This is a genomic window from Streptomyces africanus (assembly GCF_002150735.1).
Lineage (GTDB): Bacteria > Actinomycetota > Actinomycetes > Streptomycetales > Streptomycetaceae > Streptomyces > Streptomyces africanus.
In genome coordinates this window covers 1-17,359 of sequence record NZ_MUKA01000402.1, presented here as the reverse complement: position 1 = coordinate 17,359, position 17,359 = coordinate 1, and the positions used below count along the sequence as shown (strand labels likewise).

Sequence of the window (17,359 nt, the reverse complement as noted above, 5' to 3'; positions counted from 1 at the left end):
GGAGAAGCACCGCGCGGTGCTGGAGTGGCTGCTCGCGCCGGACGGGCCGATCCACGGGCGGGCGCGGGTGCATCTCATGGAGAAGACCTTCTTCGTGGTGGACCGGGCCGTCGGCCTGCTGCTGGGCGACCCGGGCGCGGCCCTCGTCCTGTTCCGCGAGGGCCGAAGGACCTTCGGGGAGGACGGCTGGCGGGCGTTCCTGGAGGCGGCCAACCAGCTGCTGCGGGTGCGCAACAACGGGGAACCGGGTGTCCCCGTGGAGGTCTTCTACGACACGGTCGGCACCCTGCGGCGCGCTCGTCCGGACACGGAGGTGACGGAGGTCCTCGAACGGCTGGCAGCGACCCGGGCCCGAGCGGTGTCCTACCGGGCGGCGTTCCTGGACGGGCCGCCCCTGATCCCGGTGCTCAACCCGCTGCTGCCGGCGATCGTCCGGACGGCCGCGCTGTGGAGCGGCGACGGGCATCCCGTCCGTCTGGTGCACGACCGGCAGAACATGCTGACCCCGGACCGCATCGCCTGGATCGAGGAGACGGCCCGGCAGGCGGGGGTCGGCCTGGCCGGGCTGCGGTTGATCGTCGCGCGCGAGGACGCGCGCGTGCAGGTGGCGGACTTCCTCGCGGGGATCGCCCGCAAGATCGCCTCCGACGAGCTGAACGGACGCGGGGACCCCGCGCTCACCGCCCTGCTGCGGCCCTACGTCGATCCGGCCTCGGTGTGGGGCGACGCGCGCAGCCGGGCCCTGCTCACCGCTGTGGCGGACCTCGATCCGACCGTACCCGCCGCCGGCCGGCGGTGAAGAGATCACGTGTGCGCTGAACACGGCACGGCTGCGCCCCGTATGGGAAGAGGGCACTCAACTCAAGGAGTGCCCCGCGGTGTTCACATCGTGATGTTCGGGTTCGGGAGCCATGCATGAGGCACGCACGACGACGGGTCGTCCGGCGAGTGACACGGCTGGCGGCCGTCGGCGGACTCCTTCTCGGAGGAGCGATGGTCACAAACGCCGTGGCGAGCGAGTCCCCCGACCCATCGATCGGCGTCCCGTACTCCGCGCGGCCGGCCACGAGCATGGGCACCGACCTGGTGTCCCGACTCGGCACCTCCCGTACGGCGGGCAGCTGGGTCGACTCCGCGGGCCGGCCGGTCGTGGCGGTCACGGACGAGAAGGCGGCCGACGAGGTCGAGCGCGCCGGTGCGCGGGCGAAGATGGTGCGCCACAGCATGAGCGACCTCAAGTCCGCCACGGCGACGCTGCGTTCGGCGCCCCGGGTGCCCGGCACCGCCTGGGCCCTGGACTACAAGAGCAACGAGGTGGTGGTCCGGGGCGACAGCACCGTCTCCGCCTCCGACTGGTCGCGGCTGACCGACGTCGCGGAGGGCATCGGCGGCTTCGTGCGCATGGAGCGCACCGAGGGCACGTTCACGACGCGGGTCAACGGCGCGCAGCCGATCCTGTCGACCGCCGGGCGCTGTTCGGCGGGCTTCAACGTGACCGACGGGACGACCGACTACATCCTCACGGCCGGGCACTGCGGGCCCGACGGTTCCGTCTGGTTCGCCGACGACCGGGGCCGGAAGCAGGTCGGCTCGTCCCTCAAGGGGAGCTTTCCCGGTGACGACTACTCCCTGGTGAAGTACGACAGCGGCCGCGCGGGCGAGGGTGCGGACGTCGTGGCGGTCGGTGGCGGCAAAGGTGTGCGGATCACGGGCGTGGCCGATGCGGAGGTCGGGCAGAAGATCTTCCGCAGCGGCAGCACCAGCGGGCTGCGCGAGGGGGAGGTGACCGCGCTGAACGCGACGGTCAACTACCCGGAGGGCACGGTCACCGGTCTCATCGAGACGAACGTGTGCGCCGAACCCGGTGACAGCGGCGGCCCGATGTTCGCCGACGGCATCGCGCTCGGCGTGACGTCGGGCGGCAGCGGGGACTGCACGGCGGGCGGTACGACGTTCTTCCAGCCGGTGACGAAGGCGCTCACCGAGCTGGGCGTCAAGCTGATCGTGGCCAAGCAGGCCGGCGGCACCGGCGCCTCCCCCGCGCCGGCGGCCTCGCAGGGCGCCGCCTCGCCCGGCTCGTCGGCACCGGTCACGGGCGAGGACGTGTCGGGCCTGCTGACCCGCCTCACCGACCCGCGCAACGTCGGCCCCGGCCTGCTGGTGATCGCGGGCAGCCTCGTCGCCCTGGTGGCGACCCGGTGGATCCGCGCGGAGCAGGACCGCAAGGCGTATCGGCAGCACTACTCGGCTACTTGGGGATGACATCGGTACGTCGGGGTGAGGACGCCTCATGACCGTACTGCTCGGCGCCACCGAGCTCCGGCGGGTGGTCACACCCGAGGACGTGCTCCCGGCGCTGCGCCAGGGCTTTGTCGCGGCCCTCGGCACGCAGACGCCCCCGCGGCGCGTGCGCCAGAGCCTGCCGACGTCCGCCGGGAGCATCGCCGTCCTGCTGCCGGGGCTGCTGCCGGGCATCCCCGCCTACACGGTCAAGGTGAACGCCAAGTTCCCGGGCTCCGACCCGGCGATCTCCGGCATCGTCTGTCTCCACGACCTGAGGACCGGGGAGTTGCTCGCGCTGCTGGACTCCGCGTTCGTGACCGCGTGGCGGACCGGGCTGTCGGCGGCATTGGCCACCGCTCTGCTCAGCCCGGCGGGAGCACGCGCTGTGGGGATCATCGGCGCCGGAGCCCAGGCGGACATGACGCTGCGCGGGCTGACCCGGCTGCGCACGGTCGAGCGGCTCGTCATCCACGACGCCGACGGCGAACGGGCGCACCGGATGGCCGAGGTCTGGCAACGGGCCGGACTCGCGTGCGAGGTCGTCGGCAGTGCGCGGGAGGTCGCCCGCACCTGTGACAGCGTCGTCACCGCGACCTGGTCCCGACGCCCGCTGCTGCACCTTCCGGACGTCCGGCCGGGCGCGCACATCACCTCACTGGGAGCGGACGAACCGGGCAAGGCGGAGCTGGACGCCGGGTTGCTGCGGCATGCGCGCGTGATCGTGGACGACCTCGACCTGGCCATGACGTCCGGCGCGCTGGGCAGTGCGGGCCTGGGCCGGGAGGATGCCGCGGCCGTGCTGGGCCGGGTTGTCGAGGGGACCGTCCCGGCGCGCACCGATGCCGGGCAGGTGACGGTCTACACCCCGGTCGGTCTGCCCTGGCAGGATCTCGCACTCTCCTGGGCCGCCTATGAGGCGGCGCTGCGGGACGGGGTCGGGGTCGGCTTCCGGTTCCCCTCGCGGCCGGAGGACGAGGGTGAGGCGTGACACGCCGACGCCGGGGCGTCTCTGCCTCACCCCAGCGTGAGCAGCACCGTCGCCACCCCCGCTCCCAGCAGCCCCAGCGCCTGGCGGCGGCTGATCCGCTCGTGCAGGAGGACGAGGCCGAGGATGACGGGCAGGGCCGGGTAGAGGGACGCGAGGACGACGGCGATGGCCAGCAACTGGCGCTGCGCGGCGAGCAGATACAGCACGAGGCCGAGGGCCGCGCCGGCCCCGATGGAGAGAGCCTGGACGCAGCGGCCGGGCGGCAGCCTCAGCCGGCGGGCGTGGCGTGCGGCGTCCGGCAGGAGGATGAGGACCGCGGCGACACGGCCCGCGGCGACGGGCCACAGTCCGCTCGCGGCGGCCGCCTGCCCGAGGGCGAGGTACTGCACGGCCACGCCCGCGCTGGCGAGCAGTCCGTCCGCCGTCCCCTTGCCCGCGCCGCCCCCGCCTCCGGAGACGAACCAGAGCGCGGGCACCGTGACGGCGATGCCCAGCCAGGCCAGGGCCCCCGGGCGGTCGCCGAGGACGAGCACCCCGCACAGCACCGACAGCGCGACGCCGGTGACGGCGCTCACGGGCACCACGACGCTCATCGCGCCGCTGCTCAGCCCGCGGTTGAGGAACCGCATGGCGATGCCGCTGCCGACGCCGGACAGCGCGCCCCACAGCAGGTCGGCGGTGTGGACGGTGTCGGCGGGGATGAGGAGCGCTGCGGCGCAGGCGAGCAGCAGTCCGCCGAGCTGGCCGAGGAAGGTGACGGCGGCGTGGTGGATGTGCCGGGACAGCAGACCGCCGGCGAAGTCGACGATGCCGTAGACGACGGCCGAGGAAAGTGCGAGAAGGGCACCCATTGGATCAGGGGTGCCCCGGGACGAGGGTCCGATGCGTCAGCTGACCTGGCTGACGCTCAGGCCGCGGGCGCGGACTGCGGGGCCGCGGCGGCCCACTCCAGGACGAGCCGCTGGTATTCCTCGCGCTGCTCGACGCTCAGTGTCCCGCCCGACCGGCGCCACAGGGCCCGGATCTCCTCGTTGACCTCGTCAGCCGTTCGCTGGGAAGAGGATTCAACAGTGGTGGACATGCTGTGAAGCATACGTCGCCGCAGGTGAAGACGATGTGAGTAATCGTGAGGTAAACGGTCATTCCGGACAGTGTTGCTGATCACGTCCATCTCCCAGTAAACGTGAGCCTGTTCACGCTTCGGCCGATCCCAGCACCAGCACCTTGATGGCCAGAACGGCCGCACCGCGCGCCCAGTCGTGAAAATCGGACACCTTCGTCTCCAGTTCGACCGGTGCGGCCAAGGGGTGCCGGTTGTCGCGGACGGCGTCCTCGACCGTCTTGCCGGCCACGTCCATCAGCCCGACCCCCTCCCCCGCGAGCAGGATCTTCTGCGGCATCACGAAGTTGGAGATCTGCGCGACGAGCGTGCCCAGCGCCCGGGCGGCCTCGTCGACGACCCGGACGGGCATCGGCTCCCCGGCGGCGGCCGCCGCGAGGATCTCCTCGTAGGTCCGGTCGCGGCCGGTGGCGGCCTGGACCTGATAGCGGATGTTGGGGATGGTCAGCAGCGAGACGGCACTGCCGCGCCGGCCGTCCGGGGTGAGCGGTCCGTTGGGGTCGACGATCCAGTGCCGGCCGAAGCCGCGGTCCTCCTCGGCGTAGGCCACCCGCTTGCCGCCCAGGACCAGCCCGTAGCCGATGCCGGCGCCGATGGTGAGGACGACGAAGCGGTCCAGGCCGCGTCCGGCACCGAACCAGGTCTCGGACTCGACCAGGGCGGCGACGTCGTTCTCCACGACGACGGGCAGCCCGGTGCGCTCCTCGACGAGTTCAGCCAGGGGCACGTCCCGCCACAGCAGGAACGGGGACTCCCCGACCACGGCACGGTCCTGGACAAAACCGCCGACCCCGATGCCGATCCCGGCGAGCCGGGGGTGGTCCCGGACCAGCTCGGCGGTCATCTCCCCGAGCACGTCGGCGACTTCGGCCGGGTCATGAGTGGTGAGCGGACGGTCGTGGCGGGCGACGATGTCGCTTCTGAGCGTGGTGACGACGCCGTAGACCATGTCCTCGGTGATCTTGAAGCCGAGGAAGGACCAGGAGTCGGCGACGACGTCCAGCGGTGTCGACGGGCGGCCCTGGCGCGCCTCCGCCGACACGCCCGCCTCGGCCACCTCGACCAGCAGGCCGGACTCGATCAGCGGCTTGGTCAGCCGGGTGAGGCTGCCGGCCGACAGCCCCAGCCTGCGGGCGAGTTCGGTGCGCGACAGCGGGCCGTGCACGAGCACCTCGATGGCCACCGAGCGCTCTCCCGGGCTCAGCGGCGGCCAGCTGGCGATGCCTGCGGTCATGTCCGTGCGACTCCCCTCGCCCTTTTCTTTCGCACTGAAACCAACATGACCACTCTATGGCGATGAAGGTTCCTGAGAAAAGATGTTTGCACCCCTCTTGACGCAGCAATTGTTTCGCGCCAAAAGTAAGTCCCGCCAGAGGACGAGCCGCCGCAGCGAGGGAGTCTCCCGATGACCATCGCCTCCAGCAGCCCTCCGTCGCGTCTGCCCGTGGGCGGCGCGGCGAAGGCCCGCAGCAAACCCAGGACACGACGGACCGACGTGGGCGAGAACCGGGGTGACGGACGGCTGGCCGCGCTCTTCATCGCGCCGGCGCTGCTCGGCTTCGTGGTCTTCCTGCTCTGGCCGACGCTCCGGGGCATCTACCTGAGCTTCACCCGCTTCAACCTGCTGACACCTGCCGAGTGGGTGGGCCTGGACAACTACGTCCGGATGGTCCACGACCCCATCTTCTGGAGCTCGTTGAAGGTCACCGTCGAGTACGTCGTCATCAACATCGGCGTGCAGACGGTCGCGGCGCTCGCCATCGCCGTCCTCCTCCAGCGGCTGACCCAGTCGGCGATGCTGCGCGGCATCGTGCTCACGCCGTACCTGATGTCGAACGTCGTCGCCGGTCTGGTCTGGCTCTGGATCCTCGACACCCAGCTCGGCATCGGCAACGAGATCATCAGCGCCGTCGGCGTCGACCGCATCCCGTTCCTCGCCGACGAGACCTGGGCGATCCCGACGATCGCGCTCATCAACGTGTGGCGGCACGTCGGGTACACCGCGCTGCTGCTGTTCGCCGGTCTCCAGGCGATCCCGGGCGACATGTACGAGGCGGCCCGGGTGGACGGCGCGAGCGAGTGGCGGATGTTCTGGCGGATCACCATGCCGCTGCTGCGGCCGGTGCTCGCGGTCGTGCTGATCATGACGGTGATCGGGTCGTTCCAGGTGTTCGACACCGTGGCCGTGACCACCGCGGGCGGTCCGGCGAACGCGACCAACGTGCTCCAGTACTACATCTACGGCTCGGCCTTCGGGCGCTTCCAGTTCGGCTACGCCTCGGCCATGTCCGTCGCCCTGCTGGTCGTGCTGAGCGCGATCACCGTCCTGCAGTACCGGCTCACCCGGGCCGGCCGGACCGACCTCGGCTGACGGAAGGGAGACACCGCCATGGCTGCCGTGACGACAACGACGCCGACGACCCTGCGACCGGTCAGGCGCAGGTTCCCCTTCGGGCGGGCCGCCGCCTGGACCGTGATGGGGCTGATCCTCCTCATCACCCTGCTGCCGTTCTACTGGATCCTGCGCACCGCGCTGTCCACCAACGCGGGGCTCAACGCGGATCCGACCAACCCCCTGCCCGTGGACCTCACCACGAGCGGCTTCGAACGCGCCCTGGGCATGCAGTCGGCCGAGGAGGCCGTCAAACAGGGCGGTGCCGGCGGCGGGCTCGACTTCTGGCGCTATCTGCTCAACTCGGTGCTGGTCTCGACCCTGATCACCGGCTGTCAGCTGTTCTTCTCCGCGATGGCGGCGTACGCCTTCTCGCGGCTGCGCTGGCGCGGGAGGGACAAGGTGTTCGGCCTGTTCCTGGCCGGGATGATGGTGCCCGCCATCTTCACCCTGCTGCCGAACTTCGTGCTCATCAAGCAACTGCACCTGGTGGACACGCTCCTCGGCATCGCCCTGCCCACCATGTTCATGACGCCGTTCGCGGTGTTCTTCCTGCGGCAGTTCTTCATGAACATCCCGCAGGAGGTCGAGGAGGCCGCGCTGCTCGACGGTGCCGGGAAGGTCAAGATCTTCTTCCGGGTGGTGCTGCCGATGGCGTCCACACCGATCGTCACGCTGGGCGTGCTGACGTACATCACCTCCTGGAACGACTACTTCTGGCCGCTGATGGTCTCCTACAGCGACAGCTCGCGGGTGCTGACCGTGGCGCTGGCGATCTTCCGGGCGCAGACCCCGGCGACCGGCGTCGACTGGTCCGGGCTCATGGCGGCGACGCTGATCGCCGCGCTGCCGATGCTGGTGCTGTTCGCCTGCTTCGCGCGCCGCATCGTCAGCTCCATCGGCTTCACCGGGATCAAGTAGAGGGACTGTCATGCGAATACGTCTGCGTACGCTCGTCGCGGCCTCCGGAGCGCTGGCGCTGTCCCTGGTCAGCGGATGCGCCCAGGGCGGCGCCGCCGGGTCCTCCGCGCACACGGTCACGTACTGGCTGTGGGACGCCAACCAGCTGCCCGCCTACCAGGCCTGTGCCAAGGGGCTCGAGAAGGAGAACCCCGGACTGAACGTCAAGATCACCCAGTTGGGCTGGAGCGACTACTGGACCAAGCTCACCGCCGGGTTCATCGCCGGCACCCAGCCGGACGTGTTCACCGACCACATCCAGAACTTCGGCCAGTACGCCGACCTGAAGGTCCTCGAACCGCTCGACGACCTCGGCATCAAGGACACCGACTACCAGCCGGGCCTCGCCGCCAACTGGGTCGGCAAGGACGGCCACCGCTACGGCGCCCCCAAGGACTGGGACACGGTCGCGCTGTTCTACAACTCGAAGATGACGAAGGCCGCCGGTCTCACCGCCGAGCAGCTCAACAGCCTGTCCTGGAACCCGAAGGACGGCGGCACCTTCGAGAAGGCCGTCGCCCACCTCACGATCGACAGGAACGGCAAGCGGGGCGACGAGCCCGGCTTCGACAAGAACAACGTCAAGGTGTACGGCCTGGCCAGCAACGGCGGCGGCTTCGGCGACGGCCAGACCCAGTGGAGCAACTTCGCCGCCTCCGCCGGGTGGAGCTACCTGGACAAGCCGCGCTGGGGCACGAAGTACCAGTACGACAGCAAGACCTTCCAGTCGGTCGTCCAGTGGTACTTCGGTCTGGCGAAGAAGGGCTACATGCCGCCGCTGTCCGACTACAACGTCCAGTCCAACCAGGCGAACACCCAGGTCGCGGCGGGCAAGGCCGCCACCGCCTTCGACGGGGCCTGGATGATCTCCACGTACGCGGGCTTCAAGGGCCGGGACATCAAGACCGCCCTGACGCCGGTCGGTCCGACCGGCAAGCGCGCCACGATGATGAACGGCCTCGCCGACTCCGTCACCAAGGCATCCAAGAACAAGGCGGGCGCCAAGAAGTGGGTGGCGTACCTGGCCTCGGACGCGTGCCAGAAGGTCGTCGGCCGGTACGGCGTCGTCTTCCCCGCGACGAAGGCCGGGACCGAGGCCGCCGTCGCCGCGTACCGGAAGAAGGGCATCGACGTCTCGTCGTTCACCAAGCCCGTGGCCGACAAGAAGGACTTCCGGACCTTCTCGTACCCGATCGCCAGCTACTCGGCGGACATGACGGCGCTCATGCAGCCCGCGATGGAGGACATCTACGGCAACGGAAAGCCGGTCAGCAGCCTCGACGAGACCAACGAACAGATCAACCTGATCCTCTCGCAGTGATCACCCACCAGTGAAGGACACGCCTTACATGACGTTCTCCATCGGCATCGTCGGCGCCGGACAGTTCTCGGGCCAGTTCGCCACGCTGTTCCAGGCCCACCCCGGCGTCAGCGACGTCTATGTCACCGACCTGCTGCCCGAGCGGGCCGGGCAACTCGCCTCCGCCCAGGGGCTGACGGGCACCTTCCCGTCGTACCAGGCCATGCTGGAGTCGGAGGACGTCGACGCCGTCGCGATCTTCACCCAGCGCTGGACGCACGGGCCGCTGGTGCTCCAGGGCCTGAGCGCCGGCAAGCACGTGTACTCCGCGGTCCCCATGGCGATCACCGCGGAGGAGATCGCGGCGATCATCGACGCCGTCAAGGCCACCGGGCTGACCTACATGATGGGCGAGACCAGCGAGTACAACCCGGCGACGGTCCACGCCCGCAACCAGATCGCCGAGGGCGCCTTCGGGCGGCTGTTCTACGCCGAGGGCGACTACGTCCACGACATGGACCTGGGGTTCTACGAGGCGTACCAGTACAGCGGCGGCGAGAACTGGAAGGCCACCGCCAGCTACCCCCCGCTGCTGTACCCGACGCACGCGGTCGGCGGGGTGCTGGGCGCCTGGAAGACGCACGCGGTCAGCGTGTCGGCGGTCGGTGTCGTCGACGACCGGGGCGACGGCGTCTTCGACAAGGAGATCAGCCAGTTCGGCAACGACTTCTCCAACGCCACGGCGCTGTTCGAGGTGGCGGGCGGCGGCTCGTTCCGTACGAACGAGTTCCGGCGGGTCGGCTACCCCTCGCACATACGGGAGTCGCGCTTCCGCTTCTTCGGCACCGAGGCGAGCATGGAGCAGCTCGCGACGGTCGCCCTGTGGCAGGACAAGCAGGGGGTGAAGGACATCAGCGAACTGCTGGAGCCCAAGCCCACCATGGCGCCCGACGACCCCTCGCTCCAGCACATCGCGCCGGAGCTGCGGGCCGCCTTCACCTCCGGGTCGGCTCCCGTGCACGACCGGGCGCGGCTGCCGAGGGAGTTCGACCACCTCCACAACGGCCACGAGGGCAGCCACCACTTCCTGGTGGACGACTTCGTGACCGCCGTCAACACGCGCACCCTGCCGTCGGTGAACGCGTGGGTGGCCGCCCGCTACACCCTGCCGGGCATCATCGCGCACGAGTCCGCGCGGCAGGGCGGGGTACGGCTGGAGATCCCGGACTTCGGGGACGCGCCCCTGTAGGGGCCCTGAGAGAGGCGTGCGAGCCGGGTGCCTGGGGTCAGGTGCCCGGCTTGCGGCCGTACACGAAGACGTCGTCGTTCTTCTTCAGCAGCGACCAGTACTTCTGCGCGTCGCTCTTGGTCATGTTGACGCAGCCGTGCGAGCCCGGCGGGTTCCACATGCTGACGCCCACCGAGTGGAAGGCCTGGCCGCCGTCGAAGAACTGGCTGTAGGGCATCGGCACGTCGTAGATCGACGAGACGTGGTCGATGTCCCGCCAGTAGATCTTCTTCAGGCCGGTGCGGGTCTCGTAGCCGTCGCGGCCCGTGCGGACCGGGACGGGGCCGTAGACGAGCTTCTTGCCGTCCTGGATCCAGCTCAGCTGGAGGCTCAGGTTCACGCAGGCGATCCGGCCCTTGTTCACCGGGCACTTGCCGTCCTTGTTGGGGTTCGTCCCGACGGCCTTCTGCTTCTGCATCAGGTCCATCACGCCCCAGGTGACGGGCCCGGCGTAGCCGGCGTTCGGGGAGATGCCGTGCTTGGTCTGGAAGGCCTGGATCGCCTTGCAGTCGGCGGCGGACTGCTTGCCGTCGACCGGACGGCCCAGGAACTTCTCCACCTGCTTCTGGTACGGACCGGTCTTGGTGGTGCAGCTCGCTGCCGCGGCCGGACCGGCCCCGAGTGCGAGTGTGAGCGGTGCCACCAGTGCGGTGATCCCGAGCGCGATGGCGCCGCGTCTGCGTACGTCCCCCATGGTTGGTCATGCCCCTTCGGAAGTGGTCGGTGTCTGCGATCCCTGCCAGGTAGACGGGCGGACGGGGGGTTCGGTTGTGCGGTCCGGCAGTCTGCGACGAAACGGTGACATACCTCACCACACGGCCGGCCCCTCACCGGTAGCCGGTCGTGTCGGCCGGCTTGCCCGCGTCCTGCACCTCGACGAGGTAGCGCCAGGCGTCCGGGCGGCTGCCGTCGAGGTCGGTGAAGCCGTACTCCCGGGCCAGGCCGCCGCTGGAGAGGGACCGGCCGTTCCAGCGCGCCACGTCCGGGTCGGCGGCGAGCGCGGCCACGGCCCGGCCGACGTAGCGCGGGGTCTCCGAGATGGCGAAGTGGGGCTCGCGCTCCAGGGCGTCGCGCCAGTTGTCCTCCCGTACCCCGTAGATGTCGAGCATCATCTCCGAGCGCAGCCAGCCGGGGGTGAGGGCTACGGCGGTGGCGCCGCGCGGGCCGAGTTCATGGGCGAGGGCGAAGGCCATGCGCAGGACGGAGGCCTTGGCGAGGTCGTAGAAGAAGTTCACGCGGTAGTGGCCGCCGTTGTAGTCGGCGGTGCCGTCGGTGACCTCGACGACCAGGCCGCCGGGCCGGCGCAGCAGCAGCGGCAGGGCGTGGTGGCTGGTGATCGCGTGCGTCTCGACCGCGAGCCTGAGCAGGCGCAGGCCCTTGTCGAGGTCGTGCTCCCACAACGGGCTCTCCCACTCGAAGAGCTTCTCGCCGCCCCAGATGTCGTTGACCAGGACGTCGAGGCGGCCCTGCTCGCCGGCGATCCGGTCCACGAGGGCGCGGACCTGCGCCGGGTCAAGGTGGTCGGCGGGTACGGCGATGCCCTGCCCGCCGGCCTCGGTGACCAGGTCGGCGGTGTCCTCGATGGTCTCGGGCCGGTCGTACTCCGAGCGGCGGGTGCGCGTGCTGCGTCCGGTGACGTAGACGGTGGCGCCTGCCGCGCCGAGTTCCACCGCCATGCCTCGTCCGGCGCCCCGGGTCGCACCGGCGACCAGTGCGACCTTGCCCTTCAGCGGAGCTGACATGTCCGACCTCCCGTGACCGTGGCTGCTCGTCGCCTCCACAGTGACGGGTAAGCCGGACATCTTCTGTCGCCTTTTACTGCGACACGCGGTCAGTGGCCGCGGGCGATCCACTCCTGGAGGTGCGGGGCCTCCGCGCCGATGGTCGTGGCGTCTCCGTGGCCGGTGAGGACCTTCGTCTCGGGCGGCAGCGCCAGGAGGCGGTCGCGGATCGAGTCGATGATCGTCGGGAAGTGCGAGAAGGACCGGCCGGTGGCCCCGGGGCCGCCCTGGAAGAGGGTGTCCCCGGTGAAGACGGTGGCGAGCCCGGGGTCGTACAGGCACACCGCGCCGGGCGCGTGCCCCGGGGTGTGCAGGACGCGCAGGTCGGCGCCACCGGCCTCGATCACCTGGCCGTCGACCAGCCAGGCGTCCGGCTCGCGGTCCGGGTGGGTCTGCTTCCACAGCGGCAGGTCGTCGTGGTGCAGCCAGATGGTGGCGCCGGTGCGCTCGGCGAGGGCGGGCGCGGCGTCGATGTGGTCGTTGTGGGCGTGGGTGCACACGATGGCCGTGAGCCGGCGGTCTCCGACGGCACGGGCGATGGCGTCGGCGTCGTGGGCGGCGTCGATGACGATCGCCTCGTGGTCGTCGCCGACGATCCAGACGTTGTTGTCGACGTCCCAGGTGCCGCCGTCGAGGCTGAACTGCCCTGAGGTGACGAGGTGTTCGACGCGGGCGGCCATCACAGCACCACCACCGAGCGCAGCACGTCGCCGTGGTGCATCCGCTCGAACGCCTTCTCCACCTCGTCCAGCTGGATGGTCTCGGTGACGAACGCACCGAGGTCCAGGCGCCCCTGCAGATGCAGGTCGATCAGCATGGGGAAGTCGCGGGAGGGCAGGCAGTCGCCGTACCACGACGACTTCAGCGCCCCGCCGCGCCCGAACACGTCCAGCAGCGGCAGTTCCAGTTTCATCTCGGGCGTGGGCACGCCGACCAGGACGACCGTGCCGGCGAGGTCGCGGGCGTAGAAGGCCTGCTTGTACGTCTCCGGGCGGCCGACGGCCTCGATGACGACGTCGGCGCCGAAACCGCCGGTGAGGTCGCGGATCGCCTCGACCGGGTCGGTCTCGCGCGAGTTGACGGTGTGGGTGGCGCCCATGGTCCGGGCGGTCTCCAGCTTGCGGTCGTCGATGTCGACGGCGATGATCCTCGCCGCTCCGGCGAGGTGCGAGCCGGCGACGGCCGCGTCGCCGACGCCGCCGCAGCCGATGACGGCGACCGTGTCACCCCGCCCGACGTTTCCGGTGTTGATCGCGGCGCCGATGCCGGCCATGACGCCGCAGCCGAGCAGCCCGGCCACCTGCGGGGCGACGTCCGGGTCGACCTTGGTGCACTGCCCGGCCGCGACCAGGGTCTTCTCGGCGAAGGCGCCGATACCGAGGGCCGGGGACAGTTCCGTGCCGTCGGTGAGCGTCATCTTCTGCTCGGCGTTGTGGGTGTCGAAGCAGTACCAGGGCCGCCCGCGCAGACAGGCGCGGCACTTCCCGCACACCGCACGCCAGTTGAGGATCACGAAGTCACCGGGCTCGACGTCGGTGACGCCGTCGCCGACCGCCTCGACCACGCCCGCGGCCTCGTGGCCGAGCAGGAAGGGGAAGTCGTCGCTGATGCCGCCCTGCTTGTAGTGCAGGTCGGTGTGGCACACCCCGCAGGCCTGGACGCGCACGACCGCCTCCCCCGGGCCGGGATCGGGCACGACGATCGTCTCGATCCGTACCGGCTCGTCCTTGCCGGGTGCGATCACACCGCGTACTTCCTGCGCCATGCTGACTCCTTCGTCGGCCCGGATGCCTTCCTCTCCGACCCTACGCGCGACTGATCGGTAAGGGATGCGGATCAGCCACCCGAGGCGCCGTATCACCAGCTCACGCGCTGCCCGAAAACGCGGGGCACCGCACCCGGCGGCCCCCGTAACCTGACAGCTCCGCCCGACGCCGAAGGAGCGACGTGAGCATCGCAGAGACCGAGACCGGTACCCCCGCCTGGCGCCTGCTCCTCGGATACGTACGGCCGCACCGCCGGTCCCTGTTCGCCGGTGCCGTGCTCTCGCTGGTCACCGGGGCGACCGGACTGATGCTGCCGCTGGTGGCGCGGGGCCTGATCGACGATCTGGCGCACGACCGGGCCATCACCGGCGCGCTGCTGCTGATGTCGGCCCTGGTCGTGGCCAACGCGGCGGTCGGCGCGCTGGGTTCGTACGTGCTGCGGCGCACCGCCGAGTCGGTGGTGCTCGGTGCGCGGCGCTCGCTGTCGTCGTATCTGCTGCGGCTGCGCGTCGGAGCCGTGGACCGCACCGAGCCGGGCGACCTGATGGCCCGGATCACCTCCGACACCACCCTGCTGCGCGAGGTCACCACCGACTCGCTGGTCGGGCTGGGCACGGGCGGGCTCACGCTCGTCGCCACGGTGGTGATGATGGGCCTGGTGGAGCCCGTGCTGCTGGGCGTCACCCTGGCCGTCATCGCGGGCGCGGGCGTGATCCTCGGCGTGATCGTGCCGCGGATCAACAAGGCGAGCCGGCAGGCACAGGACGCGGTGGGTGTCATGGGTGCCTCGCTGGAGCGGATCCTCGGCGCCCTGCGCACCGTGAAGGCGTCCGGTGCCGAGCACCGGGAGGAGCGCACGCTGCACGAGGCGGCGCAGGAGTCGTGGCGGCAGAGCGTGCGGGCCGCCAAGTGGTCGGCGGCCGCGGGCAACACGGCGGGGCTCGCCATGCAGATCGCCTTCATCACGGTGCTCGCGGTGGGCGGCGCACGCGTGGCGACCGGCGCGATCGACGTGGGCACGCTGGTCGCGTTCCTGCTGTTCGTCTTCTATCTGATGTCGCCGATACAGCAGGTCGTCGGCGCCGTCACGCAGTACCAGACGGGCGCCGCCGCCCTCACCCGCATCCAGGAGGCGCTGCTGCTGCCCGCCGAGCCGACGGCGGCTGCCGCCCCGCTCCCCTCCCCCGGTGCGCAGCCCGCCGCCCTCGCCTTCGACGACGTCCGCTTCCGCTACGCCGACGATCTGCCGTACGTCCACCACGGCGTGACGTTCGCCGTGCCCGCGCAGGGCATGACGGCGTTCGTGGGCCCGTCCGGCGCCGGCAAGACCACCGTCTTCTCGCTGATCGAGCGGTTCTACGATCCGGAATCCGGGGTGATCACGTTCGACGGGCGCGACCTCGCCGCCTGGGAGCTGACGCAACTGCGCGCGGCGATCGGCTATGTGGAGCAGGACGCGCCGGTCCTGTCGGGCTCCCTGCGGGACAACCTGCTGCTGGGCAATCCGGAGGCGGACGACGACGCCCTCGCCCGGGTGCTGAAGACCACCCGTCTCGACGGCCTGGTCGCGCGGCTGCCCGCCGGCCTCGACACGCTCGTCGGGCACCGTGGCACCAAGCTGTCGGGCGGTGAGCGGCAGCGGGTCGCCATCGCCCGGGCTCTGCTGCGCCGCCCCCGGCTGCTGCTGCTCGACGAGGCGACCTCGCAGCTGGACGCGGTCAACGAGGCGGCGCTGCGCGACACCGTCGCGGACGTGGCCCGTACGACCACGGTCCTCGTGGTCGCGCACCGGCTGTCCACGGTGACGATGGCCGACCGGATCGTGGTGATGGACGCGGGCCGGGTGCGGGCGGTCGGCACGCACCGTGAGCTGGTGACCGCCGACCCGCTCTACGCGGAGCTGGCGGCGACCCAGTTCCTGGCCTCGGCGGACTGAGCCGGAGGGCACGGACCCTGGCGGGCCCGGTGGTCCGGCTGCGCTTGCCGAGCCCGCCGGACGGGAGGAGGCTCGACAGGAGAGACCCCGCGCGGCCCGCTCCCGACCGGGCCGCGGCCCTTCGAAGGAGGTCATCATGGGAACCGCGGCAGACCCCGCCTTCGACAGAGAGACACTGCGCCAGGGTGTGGAACAGAGCCCGGACGTTCTGCTCTCGCTCTACGCGGACGACGCGGAGTTCCGCATCGTCGACCACACGACCCAGCCCAGCCACCCCAAGGTCCTGCACGGCCGGGACGAGATCAGCCGGATGCTCGAGGACGTCTACAGCCGCGACATGACCCACAAGCTGGAGCGGTGCGTCATCCAGGGCGACGAGGCCGCCTACAGCGAGAGCTGCCAGTACGCGGACGGTGTGCGCGTCCTGTCCGAGTCCATGCTCTCGCTGCGGAACGGCAAGATCGCCGAACAGACCCTGGTCCAGGCCTGGGACGAGTAGGAGAGCCGACGCGACGGTGTCAGCGCATCCAGGCGCTGTACGACATGACGTCACCCTTCTTGACGCCGTACTCGGGTTCGGCGGTGGAGAAGGTGGTCTCCAGACCGAGGACGGCGCCGGTGACCGGGTTCATGATCAGCATGTGGTGGGCGCCGGGACCGTCGTACACGTACGCCTGACCGCGTCGCCCGAGGCGGTCGGTCACCTGGCCGACGGGCCGCAGTCCCTCGGTGCCGGCCAGGAGGCGGGCGAGTGCCGCGGTCTCCCGGGCGCCGAGGGTCCAGTGGTCGAGCAGCACCTTGACGGCGTCCAGCAGCTGAGGCGTGGTCAGCGGAGTGTCCGTGTACTGAGCCTCCGTCAGATAGGCGCGCAGCCGGGCGGGGTCGTGCGGCGGCGGGGACTGGGGCGGGGCGTCGCTCCAGCTCGGCGGATAGGTCTGGTCGCTCAGGACGTGCCCGTCGTCGACGAGGTGCGGCTCGCCGCCCGCGCCGGAGAGGACCGGTCGGCCCGGATGTCTCGGGTCGGTCGCCACGACGAGTTCCGTGTGGCTGCCGTCGGCCCGCCAGCGCACGATGCGCTCCTCGGGCAGTGTGATCGGGGGCTTGTCGTCCGACATGCCCATGCTCCAGGACTGCACGTGCGTGCCCTTGCGCAGCCGGGGCGAGCCGTCGGCGGCGGCCTGTTCGGCGCGCTCGGCCAGCCGGCCCAGGGGCAGGGGTGTGGAGCCGGTCTGCACCACCAGCGGACGGGGTGCGGCAACCGCCGGTGTGGTGTTCGGGCCGCTCAGTACGAGGGTCAGCGCCAGGGCGGCGACGACGGCCGTGGCGACGAGCCCCCAGGCCAGCCGGGGCCGGCCCGTGCCGGACCACAGCCGCTCCCGCGGACGGCGTGGCGGCCGCTCACGCAGCAGCCGCTCCAGCCGACGCTCGGCGCCGTGGTCCAGGGGACCGTCGCCGAAGTGGGGGCCGTCGGACGGCACGGGGTTGGCACCGCGCAGCAGTTCGAGTTCGTCAGCCATGGCCGTGTTCCTTAGGGGCGGTCACGTG

The 17,359-nt window shown here is 70.9% G+C and carries 17 protein-coding genes; 9 read left to right on the top strand and 8 right to left on the bottom strand.

The genetic code is table 11. From position 1 onward, the window contains the following. The 3 genes from CCL05_RS37700 to CCL05_RS37690 all read left to right on the top strand — a co-directional run. On the top strand, positions 1 to 799 hold a 799-nt coding region (locus CCL05_RS37700; RefSeq protein WP_086565139.1), incomplete at its 5' end, for a hypothetical protein. 116 nt (positions 800 to 915) lie between these two features. Beyond that, the gene (locus tag CCL05_RS37695) at positions 916 to 2,262 is read left to right on the top strand and encodes a S1 family peptidase (protein WP_086565138.1); all 1,347 of its coding nucleotides are present in this window, start codon (positions 916 to 918) and stop codon (positions 2,260 to 2,262) included. 28 nt (positions 2,263 to 2,290) lie between these two features. Further along, complete coding sequence (locus CCL05_RS37690) at positions 2,291 to 3,271, top strand: ornithine cyclodeaminase family protein (RefSeq protein WP_086565137.1); 981 nt, start codon at positions 2,291 to 2,293, stop codon at positions 3,269 to 3,271. 26 nt (positions 3,272 to 3,297) lie between these two features. On the opposite strand, the gene CCL05_RS37685 is transcribed toward CCL05_RS37690, so the two are convergent. The 3 genes from CCL05_RS37685 to CCL05_RS37675 form a co-directional block, all read right to left on the bottom strand. Further along, positions 3,298 to 4,122 carry an EamA family transporter gene (locus CCL05_RS37685; protein ID WP_086565136.1) on the bottom strand — a complete coding sequence of 275 codons (825 nt, stop codon included), beginning with the start codon at positions 4,120 to 4,122 and terminating at the stop codon, positions 3,298 to 3,300. Positions 4,123 to 4,178: 56 nt separating this feature from the next. Continuing rightward, positions 4,179 to 4,364: a hypothetical protein gene (locus CCL05_RS37680; RefSeq protein WP_037667954.1), complete on the bottom strand. Its 186-nt coding sequence runs from the start codon at positions 4,362 to 4,364 to the stop codon at positions 4,179 to 4,181. A 100-nt stretch (positions 4,365 to 4,464) separates the two neighbouring features. Then, positions 4,465 to 5,625 carry an ROK family transcriptional regulator gene (locus CCL05_RS37675; protein WP_086565135.1) on the bottom strand — a complete coding sequence of 387 codons (1,161 nt, stop codon included), beginning with the start codon at positions 5,623 to 5,625 and terminating at the stop codon, positions 4,465 to 4,467. A gap of 171 nt (positions 5,626 to 5,796) precedes the next feature. Here CCL05_RS37675 and CCL05_RS37670 point away from each other — a divergent pair, with 171 nt between their 5' ends. Genes CCL05_RS37670 through CCL05_RS37655 form a run of 4 tightly spaced genes read left to right on the top strand, consistent with a single transcriptional unit; the run spans position 5,797 to position 10,292 of the window. Further along, positions 5,797 to 6,762, top strand: coding sequence for a carbohydrate ABC transporter permease (locus CCL05_RS37670; RefSeq protein ID WP_086565134.1), 966 nt, complete (start codon positions 5,797 to 5,799; stop codon positions 6,760 to 6,762). An 18-nt stretch (positions 6,763 to 6,780) separates the two neighbouring features. Next, positions 6,781 to 7,704, top strand: a complete 924-nt coding sequence (locus CCL05_RS37665; RefSeq protein ID WP_086565133.1) for a carbohydrate ABC transporter permease — start codon at positions 6,781 to 6,783, stop codon at positions 7,702 to 7,704. A gap of 10 nt (positions 7,705 to 7,714) precedes the next feature. Then, positions 7,715 to 9,064 (top strand): ABC transporter substrate-binding protein, encoded by a 1,350-nt coding sequence (locus CCL05_RS37660; protein ID WP_086565132.1) that lies wholly within the window; start codon positions 7,715 to 7,717, stop codon positions 9,062 to 9,064. Between the two features lie 28 nt (positions 9,065 to 9,092). Beyond that, on the top strand, positions 9,093 to 10,292 hold the full coding sequence (locus CCL05_RS37655; protein ID WP_086565131.1) for a Gfo/Idh/MocA family protein: 1,200 nt from the start codon (positions 9,093 to 9,095) through the stop codon (positions 10,290 to 10,292). Positions 10,293 to 10,329: 37 nt separating this feature from the next. On the opposite strand, the gene CCL05_RS37650 is transcribed toward CCL05_RS37655, so the two are convergent. The 4 genes from CCL05_RS37650 to CCL05_RS37635 all read right to left on the bottom strand — a co-directional run bounded on the left by CCL05_RS37650 (position 10,330) and on the right by CCL05_RS37635 (position 13,877). Further along, positions 10,330 to 11,025 (bottom strand): L,D-transpeptidase family protein, encoded by a 696-nt coding sequence (locus CCL05_RS37650; protein ID WP_086565130.1) that lies wholly within the window; start codon positions 11,023 to 11,025, stop codon positions 10,330 to 10,332. Between the two features lie 133 nt (positions 11,026 to 11,158). Then, positions 11,159 to 12,073, bottom strand: a complete 915-nt coding sequence (locus CCL05_RS37645; RefSeq protein WP_086565129.1) for an SDR family oxidoreductase — start codon at positions 12,071 to 12,073, stop codon at positions 11,159 to 11,161. 89 nt (positions 12,074 to 12,162) lie between these two features. After that, the gene (locus CCL05_RS37640; RefSeq protein WP_086565128.1) at positions 12,163 to 12,792 is read right to left on the bottom strand and encodes an MBL fold metallo-hydrolase; all 630 of its coding nucleotides are present in this window, start codon (positions 12,790 to 12,792) and stop codon (positions 12,163 to 12,165) included. Further along, on the bottom strand, positions 12,792 to 13,877 hold the full coding sequence (locus CCL05_RS37635; RefSeq protein WP_086565127.1) for an S-(hydroxymethyl)mycothiol dehydrogenase: 1,086 nt from the start codon (positions 13,875 to 13,877) through the stop codon (positions 12,792 to 12,794). The genes CCL05_RS37640 and CCL05_RS37635 overlap by 1 nt, the downstream gene beginning before the upstream one ends. 182 nt (positions 13,878 to 14,059) lie before the next feature. Here CCL05_RS37635 and CCL05_RS37630 point away from each other — a divergent pair, with 182 nt between their 5' ends. Both CCL05_RS37630 and CCL05_RS37625 read left to right on the top strand, forming a co-directional pair. Beyond that, positions 14,060 to 15,814 (top strand): ABC transporter ATP-binding protein, encoded by a 1,755-nt coding sequence (locus CCL05_RS37630; RefSeq protein WP_086565126.1) that lies wholly within the window; start codon positions 14,060 to 14,062, stop codon positions 15,812 to 15,814. Positions 15,815 to 15,950: 136 nt separating this feature from the next. Beyond that, positions 15,951 to 16,313, top strand: a complete 363-nt coding sequence (locus CCL05_RS37625; protein WP_086565125.1) for a nuclear transport factor 2 family protein — start codon at positions 15,951 to 15,953, stop codon at positions 16,311 to 16,313. 19 nt (positions 16,314 to 16,332) lie between these two features. Here CCL05_RS37625 and CCL05_RS37620 read toward each other — a convergent pair whose 3' ends face one another. Beyond that, on the bottom strand, positions 16,333 to 17,331 hold the full coding sequence (locus tag CCL05_RS37620; protein WP_086565124.1) for a CU044_5270 family protein: 999 nt from the start codon (positions 17,329 to 17,331) through the stop codon (positions 16,333 to 16,335). Positions 17,332 to 17,359 lie beyond the last annotated feature (28 nt).